Annotated in this window: 14 protein-coding genes; 4 read left to right on the forward strand and 10 right to left on the reverse strand. The window is 61.3% G+C overall.

Translation table 11 applies throughout. The features are described from left to right. The first annotated feature begins 89 nt into the window (after positions 1–89). A complete protein-coding gene (locus tag AC3EMD_RS15060) occupies positions 90–1,019 on the forward strand; it encodes an aromatic alcohol reductase (RefSeq protein ID WP_302073571.1) in 930 nt (309 codons plus the stop codon). Positions 1,020–1,044: 25 nt separating this feature from the next. Further along, positions 1,045–1,251, forward strand: coding sequence for a YdgH/BhsA/McbA family protein (locus AC3EMD_RS15065; protein ID WP_016160878.1), 207 nt, complete (start codon positions 1,045–1,047; stop codon positions 1,249–1,251). Between the two features lie 50 nt (positions 1,252–1,301). On the opposite strand, the gene AC3EMD_RS15070 is transcribed toward AC3EMD_RS15065, so the two are convergent. Beyond that, positions 1,302–2,180 (reverse strand): AraC family transcriptional regulator, encoded by an 879-nt coding sequence (locus AC3EMD_RS15070; protein ID WP_004151595.1) that lies wholly within the window; start codon positions 2,178–2,180, stop codon positions 1,302–1,304. Positions 2,181–2,338: 158 nt separating this feature from the next. On the opposite strand from AC3EMD_RS15070, the gene AC3EMD_RS15075 reads away from it, so the two are divergent. Next, positions 2,339–3,094: an SDR family NAD(P)-dependent oxidoreductase gene (locus tag AC3EMD_RS15075; protein ID WP_022066352.1), complete on the forward strand. Its 756-nt coding sequence runs from the start codon at positions 2,339–2,341 to the stop codon at positions 3,092–3,094. 4 nt (positions 3,095–3,098) lie between these two features. On the opposite strand, the gene AC3EMD_RS15080 is transcribed toward AC3EMD_RS15075, so the two are convergent. Continuing rightward, positions 3,099–3,692 (reverse strand): TetR/AcrR family transcriptional regulator, encoded by a 594-nt coding sequence (locus AC3EMD_RS15080; RefSeq protein ID WP_012541973.1) that lies wholly within the window; start codon positions 3,690–3,692, stop codon positions 3,099–3,101. Between the two features lie 73 nt (positions 3,693–3,765). On the opposite strand from AC3EMD_RS15080, the gene bdcA reads away from it, so the two are divergent. Further along, positions 3,766–4,479, forward strand: a complete 714-nt coding sequence (gene bdcA / locus AC3EMD_RS15085) for an SDR family oxidoreductase (protein ID WP_008805173.1) — start codon at positions 3,766–3,768, stop codon at positions 4,477–4,479. 66 nt (positions 4,480–4,545) lie between these two features. Here bdcA and AC3EMD_RS15090 read toward each other — a convergent pair whose 3' ends face one another. From AC3EMD_RS15090 to AC3EMD_RS15125, 8 genes are all read right to left on the reverse strand, one after another. Then, complete coding sequence (locus tag AC3EMD_RS15090) at positions 4,546–5,040, reverse strand: hypothetical protein (RefSeq protein WP_302073572.1); 495 nt, start codon at positions 5,038–5,040, stop codon at positions 4,546–4,548. A gap of 106 nt (positions 5,041–5,146) precedes the next feature. Beyond that, on the reverse strand, positions 5,147–5,689 hold the full coding sequence (gene tssJ, locus AC3EMD_RS15095; protein WP_032739994.1) for a type VI secretion system lipoprotein TssJ: 543 nt from the start codon (positions 5,687–5,689) through the stop codon (positions 5,147–5,149). Further along, entirely contained in the window at positions 5,667–6,752 is a 1,086-nt protein-coding gene (gene tssG, locus AC3EMD_RS15100; RefSeq protein ID WP_302073573.1) for a type VI secretion system baseplate subunit TssG, read from the reverse strand. The genes tssJ and tssG overlap by 23 nt, the downstream gene beginning before the upstream one ends. Then, entirely contained in the window at positions 6,716–8,470 is a 1,755-nt protein-coding gene (tssF, locus tag AC3EMD_RS15105) for a type VI secretion system baseplate subunit TssF (RefSeq protein WP_049010058.1), read from the reverse strand. The genes tssG and tssF overlap by 37 nt, the downstream gene beginning before the upstream one ends. A 79-nt stretch (positions 8,471–8,549) precedes the next feature. Then, complete coding sequence (gene tssA, locus AC3EMD_RS15110; protein WP_302073574.1) at positions 8,550–10,142, reverse strand: type VI secretion system protein TssA; 1,593 nt, start codon at positions 10,140–10,142, stop codon at positions 8,550–8,552. Next, on the reverse strand, positions 10,139–13,567 hold the full coding sequence (locus AC3EMD_RS15115; RefSeq protein ID WP_302073575.1) for an ImcF-related family protein: 3,429 nt from the start codon (positions 13,565–13,567) through the stop codon (positions 10,139–10,141). The genes tssA and AC3EMD_RS15115 overlap by 4 nt, the downstream gene beginning before the upstream one ends. Beyond that, entirely contained in the window at positions 13,551–14,690 is a 1,140-nt protein-coding gene (locus tag AC3EMD_RS15120) for a hypothetical protein (protein ID WP_012968402.1), read from the reverse strand. The genes AC3EMD_RS15115 and AC3EMD_RS15120 overlap by 17 nt, the downstream gene beginning before the upstream one ends. After that, the gene (locus tag AC3EMD_RS15125; protein ID WP_002902252.1) at positions 14,687–14,944 is read right to left on the reverse strand and encodes a PAAR domain-containing protein; all 258 of its coding nucleotides are present in this window, start codon (positions 14,942–14,944) and stop codon (positions 14,687–14,689) included. Before AC3EMD_RS15125 ends, AC3EMD_RS15120 begins: the two co-directional genes overlap by 4 nt. Between the last annotated feature and the right edge of the window lie 6 nt (positions 14,945–14,950).

Raw genomic sequence — 14,950 nt, forward strand, 5'->3', positions numbered from 1 at the left:
CGAAATCCTGTTCTTATCGAATGATGCCCGCCCCCCTACACTGAGCCTGTATCCAGTCAGTACAAGGCTTAACTGAGCAAGGAGTCAAAATGAAAACTGATAATCTTAATCATGAGGAAAAGGTATTGGTGCTGGGAGCGGGACAACTGGGCGCCGCCGTTCTCGATGCGCTGGTGCCTGCGGTGATCCAGCGCCAGGGCACGGTCTCGGTTATCGTCTCGCCGGCGGCCAGGGATGAAGCCGGCCAGCTGCGGTCGGCAAACCATCAGGCGCTGGCCGACGCCGGAGCCACCCTCCTCGCCGTCGACATCGCCGGTAGCGCCATGGAGACGCTGGCCGATCAGTTTCGCGGATTCACCACCGTGATTAACTGCATGGGGTTTGTCGCCGGTCCGGGGACACAGCTGAAAATTACCCGCGCGGTGCTGGCGGCCGGGGTACCCCGCTATTTTCCCTGGCAGTTTGGCGTCAATTACGATGTGGTCGGCAAAGGCAGCGGTCAGCCGGTCTGGGACGAGCAGTACGATGTCCGGACCCTGCTGCGCGCGCAGCGGGCCACGGAGTGGGTCATTGTCTCCACCGGGATGTTTACCAGCTTTCTCTTCGAACCAGACTTCGATGTAGTGAATTTATCCAACCGAACCCTTCACGCCCTTGGCAGCTGGGATAACCAGGTGACCGTCACCTCACCGGCGGATATTGGCCGCCTGACCACGGCGATTTATCTGCATCAGCCGCGGATCGTCAACGAGGTGGTGTTTGTTGCCGGCGAAACGACCTCTTACCGGCAGCTGGCAGATACCGTGGAGCGCGTAACGCAGCAGACGTTCAGCAAAGCCGTCCACACCCTGCCCGCCCTGCTGGAGCAGCTGCGGACAGACCCGGATGACGCCATGCTGCGCTATCGCGCCGCCTTCGCCCGGGGGGATGGCGTGTGGTGGCCGATGGGCGACACCTGGAATGCCCGCCACCAGCTGCCGACCCAGGACATTGCCGGCTGGCTGCAGACCGCGCGCTGATTTTCTCTCACAGGACAGAATGACGATGAACAAGTTAATTCCACTGATCGTATTGAGTTGTCTGCTGCCTCTGGCGGCAAATGCCAGAACCATCACCGCCACCGGCGATACCCTGGACCATGCGGAGAGCAAAATCCGCCAGCAGGCCGCCCGCGAGGGCGCGACCGCCTATCGCATTACTGAAGCGCGAATGGGCAATAAAGTGCATATCACAGCGACCCTCGTGGACTAAACCACCGGCGCCAGGCTCAGGGATGAGCTGCCGCCAGCCCGCGCGCCAGGTCAGGCGCTCATTTTTTCCCGTCGACGATCGCGGCCCGGCGGCGCGCCATACAGGCGAGCGTATTCCCGGGTGAACTGCGACACGCTGATATAGCCCACCTCCCCGGCAGCCTGCGCAATACTCATCCCTTCCGCCAACATCAGGCGGCGGGCGTGGATCAGGCGTAACTGCTTCTGAAACTGCAGCGGCGACAGCGTGGTCATGGCGCGGAAATGACGGTGAAAGACAGAGACGCTCATCCCGGCGGCGTCGGCCAGCGCGTCGACGCTGACTGGCTGCATAAAATCCCGGCGCAGCATCGCCACCGCCCGGCGGATCCGCGCTGAATGGCTGTCTACGGCGCCCAGCGCCCGAATGGCCGGCCCATGGACACTCTGCAACAGCCAGTAATGCAGCTCCCGCCGCAGACCTTCCCCCAGCACCGCCAGCGCCCCCGGTTGATCAAACAGTCTTGCCAGCCGGTAAGCGGCATCCGTCACATCGGCATTCATCGGTTCGATACCGACGCGGGGCGCCTCATCCGGCCCTGACGGCCCGGCCTCCTGCAGCTCGCGCAGGATAGCCAGGTCCAGCTCCAGCACCAGCGCGTAATAGGGAAAACGCTGACTGGCCTCGGTGATCTGGCTGGTGGTGGGGACATCCGCGGCAATCACCATCGCCTCGCCCGGGCCATAGTCAAAGCTTGCCAGGCCGGTGGTCACGCTCTTACGCCCCTGGAGCAGCATGGCCACCAGCGGCCTGGCGATAGCCGCCTGTAGATCGCCAGGATGCAGGGCCCGCACCAGAGTGATACCGGGAACCGGGGTAACCGCCACCCCGCTGCTATCGACATGAGCATCGGCAAACCGGCGGCAGAGATCGAACAGGGCGTCGCGCATAAGTTCCTTTCAGGCAAGTTTTAAAGCCTGAGTATGCGCTATTTCCCGGGAAAAGGGAGTGAACGGAGAGAAATGGGCAAAAAATAACAAGGATTGGGCAACCCGGCCTGACGCGCGGCCCCTATTGTAGAGCCTCAACATACCAGAGAGGACCGAACATGACTAAGATTGCACTTATTACCGGCGCCAACCGCGGCCTTGGCCGTCAGACTGCACTGGATATCGCCCGCCAGGGTGGGGATGTCATCGTCACCTGCCGCGGCAATCTCGAACAGGCGGAAGAGGTGGTCGCCGACATCCGCGCCCTGGGGCGCAAGGCCATCGCCCTGCCGCTGGATATGGCGCAAACCGCCAGCTTCCCGGCCTTCGCCGACAGCCTCGGCAGCGCGCTGGCCAGCGTCTGGGGGCGGGCCACTTTCGACCACCTGATCAATAACGCAGGGCACGGCGAATTCGCCCCGCTGGCCGAAACGCGCGAAGCGCAGTTCGACGGGCTGTTTAACGTCCACGTTAAGGGGGTATTTTTCCTCGTACAAACCCTGCTGCCGCTGCTGGCAGACGGCGGACGGATCGTTAACTTCTCCTCCGGGCTGACCCGCGTCTCCTATCCTGGCTTCTCCGCTTACGCTGCGGCCAAAGCGGCCGTGGAGATGCTGAGCGTGTACATGGCCCGCGAGCTGGGCGGACGCGGCATCACCGTCAATACCATCGCCCCCGGGGCTATCGCCACCGATTTTGGCGGCGGGCTGGTGCGGGACGACGCGGGGGTTAACGCGCAGTTTGCCGCCATGACGGCGCTGGGACGGGTGGGCGTTCCTGAGGATATTGGGCCAATGATCGCCAGCCTGCTGCGCGACGATAACCGCTGGGTGACCGCCCAGCGGATCGAGGTGTCGGGCGGACAAACCATCTGACGACTCAGGCTGGCAGGATGCGCTCCAGCGCCAGGCCTGCCAGCCGCACGGTCTCCAGGAGACGCGGCAGACTATCCCCTTCCCGCGCTTTCGCCGACAGGCCAAGCATCAGCGTATCCATATAGTCAGTCACCCGCAGCGCGTCCTGCGGGCGATGGCGGGCGATATACTGCTGGATTTTGGCTCTTGCCGCGGCATGCCATTCGCCAGCCGCCCCTCGGGCGTCGGCATCCTGGCAATGTACCCCCTCCAGCACCAGACAGCCGGCGGCGGCCGGATCGGCCACATAGCGGCGAGCCGCCTCCTGCAGCACGGCGATGAGCGACGCCGCCACCGGCTGGTCGTCTCGCAGCAGGGCGTCGATGGGAATGGCCCCGGTCTGGCTGTAGCGCTGCAGGACGCGGGTATACAGCCCGAGCTTGCTGCCGAAAGCGGCATAAAAACTCGGGGGATTGATACCGAAAGCCTGGGTCAGATCGGCCACGCTCACCGCGTCATAGCCTCGCGCGTGAAAGAGGCGCTGTGCCGTTTCAATGGCCTGTTCCGCATCAAACTGGCGAGGACGTCCCGGAGTACGCCCTTGTTTTGTAGTGGTCACTATATTAATCCTTGACAGCCTGTTTTGCCGCAGCATATTGTAATCGTCACTACAATATCATGAGGTACGGGATATGACAGCATTTCACAACAAATCAGTGCTGGTTTTAGGCGGGAGTCGGGGAATTGGCGCGGCGATTGTCAGGCGTTTTGTCGCCGATGGCGCATCGGTGGTGTTTAGCTATTCCGGTTCGCCGGAAGCGGCCGAGCGGCTGGCGGCGGAGACCGGCAGCACGGCGGTGCAGGCGGATAGCGCCGATCGTGATGCGGTGATAAGCCTGGTCCGCGACAGCGGCCCGCTGGACGTGTTAGTGGTCAATGCCGGGATCGCCATTTTCGGCGATGCCCTCGAGCAGGACAGCGATGCCATCGATCGCCTGTTCCGCATCAATATTCATGCCCCCTACCATGCCTCCGTGGAAGCGGCGCGCCGCATGCCGGAAGGCGGGCGCATTATTGTCATCGGTTCGGTCAATGGCGATCGCATGCCGGTGCCGGGAATGGCAGCCTATGCGGTCAGCAAATCGGCCCTGCAGGGGCTGGCGCGTGGCCTGGCGCGTGATTTTGGCCCGCGCGGCATCACGGTCAACGTCGTCCAGCCCGGCCCTGTTGATACCGACGCCAACCCGGAGAACGGTCCGATGAAAGAGCTGATGCACAGCTTTATGGCCATTAAGCGCCATGGCCGCCCGGAAGAGGTGGCGGGAATGGTGGCGTGGCTGGCCGGTCCGGAGGCGTCATTTGTCACTGGCGCCATGCACACCATCGACGGCGCGTTTGGCGCCTGATATCCCCGGGCGGCGATGCGCGCTTTGCACCGCCGCCGCGGGAACGTCATCGCCTGTCAGGGATTGTCAGGCCAGGCTGTCGACCGCCATAAAAAAGCGATCTTCGGTAAGCATCAGCCGCGCTTGCGGGGGCTGGTGCGCCTTGCGGATCATCCAGCCCTCCTCCGGGGCCAGGCTAAGATAAAACACCTCCCGGGAGCCCGTACCGCCGGGTGTCTCGAGACTCAGCGTCACGATCCCCTTTTCCACGCCATCCAACAGCTGCTGCGGCACGATATTGACGCTGCGCTCGCCGTTTTGCAGACGAATGGCCGGGATATCGTAGCGGCAGATGCCGCTGTTGAGGCTGTAGCCAAGGGTACTCAGATCGTGGAGGTGGCGGGTCGACATCACCACCTCGATACCCGTTCCGTCAAACCACTGACTTACCTGCTGAGCCAGCCCCGCCATTTGCTGGCGAAACCTGGCGATATCCGCGGCGGCCGACCCGTCGAGGGCCGCTGTCCGCCGCGGATTTTGCTGTTGCTGCAGTTTCTTAAAAAAACGTTCCCTCGCTGTCACGTTATCTCCCTGTACTGTGGTGAAGATGGTTATCGCCCGTTCGCTGGTTACGAAGATTGAGGGCGAACTGGCGCGATGGCCCCGCCGCAAATGTTTGTTTTCGACATTACTTCGCCGCTTCAGACCTGAGCCGTAGCTGGTTGCGTTCGGCGGTGAAAATGCGCGGCTTGTCCGGATCCAATTCCTCACGCCCCAGCACCTGCTTCCAGGTATTCCTGTCTGTGTCCGGATGGCGGAACAGGCCGACAACCGCCACGAACGTCGCCTCCGCTTCCAGCGGCATATTCAGACTGGCATCCCCTCCGGGACTGATCACCACATCGCGACTGGCGAGGAGATCGGCGGCGAGCAGAATATCCCCCTCCTCCAGCAGCTGCTGGTAAACCAGCCGGTCAAAGGTCTGGCGATCTTTAAGCTGATAGATGCGCACCACCACCGGTTCAGAGAGCGAGTGATTCTCTCTGGCATCGGTGTTGAGCGCTTCACGCGCGGTAAAGTCCAGATGCAGCGTATTAATTTGCTTATAAAAAACGGCGTTGAAGGCATTTTTGGTCCCCTCCGAGACACGCTGGGTGAGCCCGCACCCGCTCAGACAAAGCGCAAGCAGGGGCAGCAGGCAGGCGGTTTTAGTCAAACTTGTACGTAACACGTCGGTTTCCTTGTAGAAAGGTGGCAGGCTGCAGGCCCGTATAGGTACCCAGCTCGGTGGTAAAGGTCTGAGGAATATCGTCCTGACACTCGCCCTCCCCCACACCCAGCACGCCGTTCATACCGAGCCAGAACGGCTCGTCCCCCAGCGGCGGGACAGCCAGCAGTCGGGTCGGCGCGGTCAGGATGATGTTGGCCCGGAATCGCCAGCCGAGGTATACCCGCAGCAGGATGAGAAAGTCCCGAAACAGCGGGCCGTCAGGCTTCCAACCCTGCGCCTCCGCGGGATTGTCAGTGGTAAGGGCGACGAGGAGCTGGCTGCTGGCATCCATCGCTTCGTCACCCAGCGGCATATTGCCGTCCAGTAAGAAGTCGTCATCGCCGTAAAACCCCAGCGGCTGGCTGATCGCCACCGGACGCAGGCTGTACGGGCTCACCCTGACGGTGGTCTCCGGGGCCAGCAGGGTGACCAGCGCCTGGATCCCCTGCTGGGTTTTGCCAGGCTGCCGCAGCACGCCAGTTAGCGCCAGAAAGCGCGACGCCGGCGAAGCGATATGCTGCGTCGTGCCGGGGATGCCCAACCCCGCCAGGCCCAGCAGCGACTGCGAGAGACGATCGGTGCCGCCAGGCTCAAAGGTGGCGGGCCAGGAGTATTTCCGCCAGATGCGGTAAAACTGCGTCATGATCCGGTGGCTGAAGATATCCAGTAAGCCCTGCAGCGCTTCATGCCCTTCCCTGCGCTGGGCGATATCATCGAGATATGCCGTCGGGAGCGGCGAATCGACACCGTACAACCCCATAAAGGTGGTGCGAATGACCGGCGGCCCGCAGTCATCGGCCTCATCGTATTCCACGGCTCTGAGTTCGCTGGCCGGGAATCCCATCCCCGGATGCGGGTAAAAACGCACCGGATCGTCAGCCGGATGGCTGGTCGCCCCCATCAGCTGTTGGCCGGGACGCCGTTTTTCCAGAAGCTGGCAGAAGCGGTAAAAATTGATCCGCGGCAGGTCGGCCTCCAGCCGTGGGGTCAGCCGGGAATGCGTCGGCTGTGCTTCTCTTCCCATTCCAGTCGTTCTCCGGTTGGTTGCAGAATGATAATCAGGCGGTTGAACAAATAGATGTCGGTGTAGAGCGCGAAGAAGCGGCTAAGCATCTCGCCAAACAGGCATATGTCGCCTCGTCCGGCAAAGCCGTGACTGTCGAGGGTGACTTCAATCTGCACGCCGCGCACCAGATGGCCCTGAGCAAAGCGCTCTGTCGCGCGGTGATTCACGTCGAGGATGGCTTCCAGACGCCGACGATTCATCTCGCTGTCGGTCCATTCATACAGCGCCAGGGTGCCGCGCAGGACTTCAGCGTTGTCCATCAGGGAAAGAAAACTGCTGCCCAGATGGCTCAGCACCCGCCAGTGAAAGCGGTCCTGGGCCGGGGGATAGCACGGCAGCGTTGGTGCGCAGAGGTTACGCACCGCGACGCTGGCGGAAGTGGTTTTCATCACCGTATCGAGTACGGTGCTCTGCAGCGCGCGACGCGGCAGTTGGCCGTTAGTTCCGGTGAGGGTCAGCGACAGGCTTTCATCTTCCGGTACGGTATGATTGTCAAAGGCTTCCCCGCCGACGATAAGCCAGGTGTTGTACAGCCCGGAGGGGCCACGGCGCACCCGGGTATGATAGTAATAGTCCGCCGCGTCATGACGCATCATGCCGCCTTTGTGGCGAAAACTTGAGAACGGCGCGTAAACCTGCTGGTGCGAGGAGATCACGGAATCGACGGTGTAAATTTCGGTGTGGCCGTCCTGCACGCGCATCGGGCGCAGCGGGTATTCGGTCTGCAGGGAATTGATGGTCAGCGGATCGGACTCCAGCGGAAACAGGTTGATCACTGGCACGCAGTGCAGGCGCAGCTGCTTTTCGCTGAAGCGGAAGTCATGTTCCCAGCGTTCCGCCAGCACGACGTCGATTTCAAACCACGCCAGTCCGGCCGGAAAAGCCACCGTCTCCAGCCCGCGCAGATCGATGAACATGAACTTTTCGCGGAAGGTAAAATACTCCAGCAGCAGCTGGTAACCGCGAAAACTGCGGCCATCTTCAGGCCAGAGGCTGTCCTCCTCGCCAAATCCCAGCGCGCTGAAATACCCGTCCAGCGGCCTTCTGTCCACCTCATCGGACATGCGCAGCCACATCCGGGCCACATTGAGGGTAAAGGCCTCGTGCATGGCGCAGGCCAGCGGCGCATCGGCGTTGCAGTAGAGCGGGATATGACTGAGATCGACCCGGCTCCAGTCCGTCAGCTGGCTGCAGGTAAAGCGCAGCGTGATCACCGACCGGCCATCCGTATCGGTGGCCAGCCGGGCGTGCTCAAGAGATAACGGCTGCAGAGCGATCGCTTTGGTGGTGGTGTACCGGCAGCGCGTGCCCTTTTCACCGATCGGCCGGGAAAGCACTTCAAAGCCTTTAGCCATCGTCATCGGCTCTTTCATTTCCTGCCAGTCGGGGGTGAACTCCACCACCGACATCGAGGGAATGGTACGTAAATAATGTGGCCACAGCAGACTGACCACGCCTTCGGTCAGCTCAGGCAGATCGTCATCGAGCTTCTCGCGCATGCGCCCCATCAGGAAGGCAAAACCTTCAAACAGGCGCTCAACAAAGGGGTCGCGGGCGCCCGCTTTGTCGAGATTGAGCATTGCCGCCTGCTCAGGATGAGCACGGGCAAACTCTTCACCCGCTTCCAGCAGGTAGCGCATTTCAGCGTCGTAATAACGCAGGGTTAAATCGTCCATAAATCACCAGAAGAAGTAATATCTTTCAGATATGCAGAGAACCGCAGGTGCAGGGAGTGCAATGTGAATGATGCGTGAATTATGCGCACAGCACCGCAGCGCGAGCGGGATCCAGAGCGATAAGCCCGGCAAGCAATGACTCCATTTCTGGCAGCAAGCGATTTTTTTCTGCCTCACTGCGCCCGGCCTTGCCTCTGAGCAGCCGGAGTCGGCGGGCTTTGACCTCAAAGATAAGCTCCGGCTTCCATTGTTCGAGCGTCATTTCCCGGGCGCGGCTGTCGAGTTCCGCCAGCAGATGCAGCGCCATTTCATTTTTTCCGTACTGCTCGCTGACCCGCGCCATCAATAAGCGCATCAGCCACCGATTGCGGCTGGTGGTATAGCCCGGCTGCGCCTGTAACCAGTTCAGCGCCGACTCAATACCTTCATCGTCCGCGCGGGTGAGCACTTCTGGCTCCAGCGACAGCACCTCATCAGCGCTGGTCGCCGCCATTACCGGCTCATCTTGCCATCCGGCCATCTCATCCAGGACACATTCGTTAAGCCAGTTGAGCGTCACTTCATCGGCGAATGGCGTACCATCGTTAAACGCCAGGGTTTCCAGCCCCGGCAGACGAGCCAGTAGCCCTTTCATATCCCGGCACAGGATATCGGCACGTACACTGTCAGCATCCAGTTTCAGCAGCGCCTGCCAGGCGTACCACTGCACATCCAGCCACAGATGGTTGACGCCTTGCGCCAACAGCGTGTCCGTATGCTCCAGCAGTTCCGACCAGCTTTTCTGTAAATACAACCGTTTAAGATGGGCTTTACTCTCAGGCTTGGGAGGCAATAGCCGGGTCCGGCCGGAGGCATCCAGCGGCGGTAACTCCGTTAACGTATCCCAACGCACACTCTTCATCAGATGATGACCTGCCAGCCATCCGCCGGGACACTCGCGCAGATATTTCGCCAGCACCTTAGCCTGATCGAGCAAATCACGACCTGACGTGACGGTATGCATTACCGGCGCGGTGTCCGCATGTTGGGGTAGCAGATCGTGTTCTTCGCGGCTGGTCTGCGGCACCAGACTGTGGGCTCCGCCGCTTTGCACCAGGCGGTTCTCCAGTATCTGATATAGCCCGGAAAGATCGGGGCGAGATGCTTCAGCCAAGCCGGCAAAAGTGGCTTCCGCCAGCAATAACGCCCCGATAATGACCTGCATAGTGGTCATGTCGACTTCCGGATAAAGAGACAGACTGTCCGACATCCGGCGACTGCCAAGCCATTCCAGCGCCGATTTACAGCTACGTTCACGCTGGGGATGGAGCATAGCCCCAAACCGCTCAAGCATTGCCGCCAGCAGCGTAACGCCTTCCGCCAGACCGCTCTCGCCTTCCCGCTGCAGACGCGCCCACACGTAAAAGGTGATCACGCGCAGATCCTTGCAGGTCTGAGTCAGCAGTTTTTCTGCCAGCTGGCAAATCAGTTCGGTATCGACACCGGAGATCTTATTGACCTCCTCGCGGATACGCTGAAAATCATCGTCATAGCCCGGATCGTCCCCGGTTGGTTGGGCGTCACTGATTGGCGCAAGCCAGGACTGCCACTGCGCCTGACGTGACCGGGCCTGCTGTTGCAGTACGCTTTCATCCAACTGACTGGCGGCAACCAAATTTTGTAAAATGCTCATAATTCCATCTCATCCATGTCACTATTCCCTACCCCCGTCGTCAGGGCCTGTGCGCTCTCAGCCGCATCGACAGTGAAAATCTGATCCGGCAGGGTCAATCCGCGCAGCGCCAGAAGCACCAGCGGGCCGCTCCCAAGCTGGGAGCGCAATACCCACTGCAGGGTGCGGCCATCCGGAGCGGTGAAGCTCATCATCCACTGGCTGCGTTCGAGTTGCTGGCGTTTACCCTGCTCCAGCCAGCGAATAAAGCCCCAGGTACCGCTGTAGTCACCGAACAGACGCGTGCCCGCATTGACGGTGGTCCAGGTCAGCAGAGTGCCGGGTTTATACGTCTCCCCCGGCCAGCGGAAAGTCTGCCAGTCGGCCATCTGATTGAAATAGCGCAGCTTTTGGCCGTCTATCGTCAACTGTGTCTCGACAACCTCCGGGGCAGGCCTGGCCTGTAACTCAAAGCTGATCCCCTGGCTGCCGTCGGTAAAAAGAATGTCGGACAGCTGGCTTAGCTGGTTGATGGCGCGCAGAAAGGCCGGATTAAAGACCAGGCCGTGACTGTTGACCTTATCCGGCACCCACTGACTGCCTTCTTTATGCAGGACACCGTTCAGCTCCGTCGTGAGAAAACGTTCGATCCGCCCGCTGTCCTTGCGCACAAACTCAGCCAGCATCGGCAGCGAGGCGTCACTTTTGCTGGCGGCAAACGGAAAGCGTCCGTCAAAGGCGGTGTGCCAGTTGGCGACCACCGATCGGCGCCATTTGTCATTCAGACTGGCCGCCGACGGCAGAAGCACGGTTTCCCAGGCCTGCGTCAGCGGCTGCACAAACAGAGTATTACCGAAGCCACTCCACTCTTCGCCAAGACTCGCCGAAATCAGGCTACCGTACTGTTGCGTGTCGGTCAGGTCGACGCTTTTCCCCTGGAAGACGGTCTGCGCCAGGGTCTGCATCATCTCCTGCGGATCGGAGGCATTCGCAACCTGCTGCAGGCGCAGGCGCACGCGGGTGATACGGGTCAGATAGGTTTGCAGGCTCAGGGTGCTATCGGCCGACATGACGTTGCTGCCCGTGTTTTTCCCCATCAGCTGGAGCAGTGGGCCGAACGTGTCATCCAGAGGCCCCTGCGGGCCGGTTGCCGACTGGTCGATGACCGGCTTGTCTTTCCCGCCCACCAGGTCTTTGGCCGATTTAATAAGGCTGTCCGACAGCCCCTCCCTTTGTTGCCCCGCCTGCCCCTGCCAGGCAAGGGTATTCATCAGGGCAATCAGCGGCGACTGGCGGACATCGCTTATCAGCGTGAGCTGGTCGGTAACATCGGCGATATTGGTCGTCGGGTTGAGTCGCAGACTGTTGAGAAAATTCAGCCAGCTGCCAGCGAAATCGGTGAAGTAGCGTCGGGTCAGACGCGCTTTCAGCGCCTCCGGCGACAGGTCTGTCGACATCGTTTTGCGCGAATCGCTCAGCACCCAGTCGATTTCCTCCCGGCGCGAGCTGGCTGCCTTATCAATGGCCTGCTGAATGCCGCCTTCCCATGCCTGGCGGGTAAACATCCCCGGGACCACTTCATCGGTGGTAAACAGGCGGCGCGCGTCGGTGCCACTGGTCATGTCTTCCAGCGACACATCGGCAAAATTACGACGCACGGATTTGAGCATGTTCTCATATAAGGTGCTTTCGGCATTGCGGCGACCTAGCTGCTGCAACAGAACCTGACGGCTCTGACTCACCCGTTGCGCATCCGGGATGATCTTCCACTCTGGCCGCTCGGGCAGCAGGGAGAGATAAAAGGCCCACAAATCCGGCGCCAGACTTTGCCACAGACCGGTCGAGATCCCCATTCGCGTCGGCTGGACCGTTTTCATGGTCTGCGCGAAAAATGCGCCATCGGCTTTATCCGGACGAGCCATCATCAGCCAGGCTTTCAGCTGGTCATAGCCTGGTTTCGCCAGCTGGGCTCGTTGGTCGCTATTGGGGGCGGAGTTGACCAGCGCGCTGAGCGCCTGCTGCAACGCGGCATTGGCCGGGTCACGTATCAGGCGATGATTTGCCACACCGTACCAGGGTAGGACGGCGTTTAATAGTTGCTGATGATGGTCCAGACCAAAGCGCCGATACCAGGGCGCTCCCTTCTGCCCATCGTGCACGAGACGGCCGGCCTCATTGCGCAGGGCATGGAGGGCCGTCAGTTGATAGTCAGAAACGGAGGGGTGGGCCACCAGGTCGCGGGCTTTTCCCGCGACTGTAGCAATCTGACTGTAATTGAGGGCAAAGGAGAGCAGCAGTCCCGCCGCCCACAGGCCGAGGATGGCCAGCAGACCGCACGCCAGGCCCCGCTCCCACGCCATTCCCACGTGATGCCCGCGTAAACGGCGGCAGTCATCGACGATCCCCAGCCAGGTGGCGGGCAGCGTCAGGAGATGAGGCTGGCCCGCAGGCGAGGTATCCGCCTCCTGATACGGATCTACGGTACGAGGCTCTGGCAGGCTAAACATCAGGCCTCGCAGCGCAAGCCGCTGCCGCGAGGCGGTCAGCCACGGCGCCAGCTGCCAGCGCCATTGCGCGATCCCCCCGTCGATAAGCTGCTGTCCCAGACGCAGCAGAAAGTCGTGGCGGGTCTCCTCCGCGATCTGGCGCATCCCCTGCTCCCGCAGCGTGGGCAGCATCTGCGCAAGCTGACGGGCGACATCGTCCTCGGTAGCGCGCAACGGGAAGCTAACCCCTACCGCCTGCACCGCGCGGTCAGCCTGCGGCCACGCACTGTCGCACAGTTTCCACAGCCAGACCGGGGCGGCATAGCGCAGCAGTTCGCTGATTTTTTCCAGCCCTCGCAGGTCGCTCTCGCTTATCTGCGGCGTCAGGGTCAGAGACGACGGCATCACCCGCACAATCCCGTCCAGAGGACGGCCACGGCGCAGCTTGCGCAGCGCGGCGTATTTTTCTTGGTCGGGCTCTGTGATCAGGTTACCGCCGTAAATCAGCACAGTGCGGTTACCTTCAAGCCACTGCTGCTGACGCAGACCAGGCGCCAGTTGTTCGATTGCTGCATCGTCCCCGGTAACCAGCAGCAGGCGGACTTTGCGGCGCCAGCGCAGGCGGTAACGTGCGTGAAGGTGCTTTTTCAGCGGGGCATAAAGGGCTTCGCGCCCGGCGGGCCTGGTGGGTTGCCGCACAGGCGCTGCTGAAGGCTTAACCTTATCTTTTATCAGCAGTCGAAAGGCCATAAACCCCAGTACCAGCAGGCTGAGTGCCATCCCCCAGATAATAAAGCCCGTGGCGATAAGCGGGCGCAGCGTTTCCCACTGCGTGGCACGATCCATCGCCCACAGCCACCATGCCAGCCCGCCCAGGAGCACCAGAAGCGTGACCGCAGCAATACAGACGATAACCGTAGCCGCCACAGAGATAGCGGCAGGTTTATTGACGTTGTCCATCAGGTTTTACAATTCCAATTGCGAGGGTATTCAAGGGATCGCGGGCTAGCCAGCCACACGGTTGTTGGTAGTGCGCGGCGTAGATCGCCGCCAGCGACAGAACGGTCAAGCCTTCCATCTCGCCGATGTCTCCCCAACAGGCATCCTGGCGATATAGGTTAATATCCCAACCGCTATGCGCCAGCGCTTCCAGTCCCGGCTGAAAAAACAGCGCACAGGCTTCCGGGGGGCCGCTCAGTTCGTTCTGCTCCAGCACACGAGCGGCTACAGCAGTCAGGGCCTCCCCTTTTTCTGCGCAATAGGTTTCCCCCCTGGTCAGGTGCACCGGACCGTCCCGTCCGGCGAGCCACAGTACCGCAGACTCTCCGGCGGGTTGCACCGCCCCCGTCCGGGCGACAACCACCTGACATCCGGCGATAAGCACAGTGTCATCGGGGTCAGCTTCCGCCAGAGTGTGTGCTATCTCCGCGAGGCTGGCCTCCCCACGCCAGGCATACGGGCGTGAGGGTAGTGTCATCTGCGCAACAGTGAGGGTCATCTGTGCACGAAACGCCTGCCAGGCGAGCTCCGTTCCCTGCCAGTAGCAACGCAGCGGCGGCGTAAGCGTTCTTTCACTGCGCTGTCGTTGCCATTCCATCACCAGTAGTTCCGCCAGCCGTTTTTCGCGGGCGATAGCCTCAGAAACTGAAAGGTATGGCGCTCGCAGCGCCCTGCCGCCGCCCTCGTTCTCTTCCTCTGGCGGACGCTGGTGACGGCTTAGCACCCGCAGCCAGTCAGTGGTCGTTTTGCCCATGGGCCCCAGCAACAGACCTTCCTGTAACCCGATCGGCTGCCGATGCTCCGCCCACCATTGCTGTTGTTCGTATGCTACCAGTTGGTCATAGAACCTGGCGTTATGCACGCTCATGCGGTAGTACAGCAGCCGGATCAACCAGCCGGTACCCGCCAGCACCAGAGCCAACAGGATCCCGGTGGCGGCCAGGGCGCTTTTTCCTTCTGCCGAGGGAAGTAAAGCGCTGACCCCGCCGCTAAGCAGGACCAGCAGGGCCGAAGCCGATAGCCACCTGGCCGTACCAGGCGGTCGCGCGTCTCCGTACGGGGGATACTCCGGTACCGGCCTCACTGATCAACCCCGCAGTCTGGGTTAGAGCTGACCAGCGTGCAGCCGCAGGCGCAGCGATGACCGTGCAGCGCAACCGGCTGGCCATCAATCGTGGTTCGTGCGCTGCCTTCAGCAATGGTCGTCATACCGTGTTTGTTACACTTGACCGGGTCGCCCTTGCAGGCGAATCCCAGACCAAAACACTGATAATGCCCCATCAGCACCCTGCCCCCATACTCCCGCAGGGTATCGCCTTTGCGAATGACTTTATTCATCGGATC

This window comes from Klebsiella sp. PK18 (assembly GCF_057784655.1).

Coding starts and splice junctions, on each gene's coding strand:
- AC3EMD_RS15060 (WP_302073571.1), top strand. CDS start 90: ATGAAAACTGATAATCTTAATCATGAGGAAAAGGTATTGGTGCTGGGA.
- AC3EMD_RS15065 (WP_016160878.1), top strand. CDS start 1,045: ATGAACAAGTTAATTCCACTGATCGTATTGAGTTGTCTGCTGCCTCTG.
- AC3EMD_RS15070 (WP_004151595.1), bottom strand. CDS start 2,180: ATGCGCGACGCCCTGTTCGATCTCTGCCGCCGGTTTGCCGATGCTCAT.
- AC3EMD_RS15075 (WP_022066352.1), top strand. CDS start 2,339: ATGACTAAGATTGCACTTATTACCGGCGCCAACCGCGGCCTTGGCCGT.
- bdcA (WP_008805173.1), top strand. CDS start 3,766: ATGACAGCATTTCACAACAAATCAGTGCTGGTTTTAGGCGGGAGTCGG.
- tssG (WP_302073573.1), bottom strand. CDS start 6,752: ATGGGAAGAGAAGCACAGCCGACGCATTCCCGGCTGACCCCACGGCTG.
- tssF (WP_049010058.1), bottom strand. CDS start 8,470: ATGGACGATTTAACCCTGCGTTATTACGACGCTGAAATGCGCTACCTG.
- tssA (WP_302073574.1), bottom strand. CDS start 10,142: ATGAGCATTTTACAAAATTTGGTTGCCGCCAGTCAGTTGGATGAAAGC.
- AC3EMD_RS15115 (WP_302073575.1), bottom strand. CDS start 13,567: ATGGACAACGTCAATAAACCTGCCGCTATCTCTGTGGCGGCTACGGTT.
- AC3EMD_RS15125 (WP_002902252.1), bottom strand. CDS start 14,944: ATGAATAAAGTCATTCGCAAAGGCGATACCCTGCGGGAGTATGGGGGC.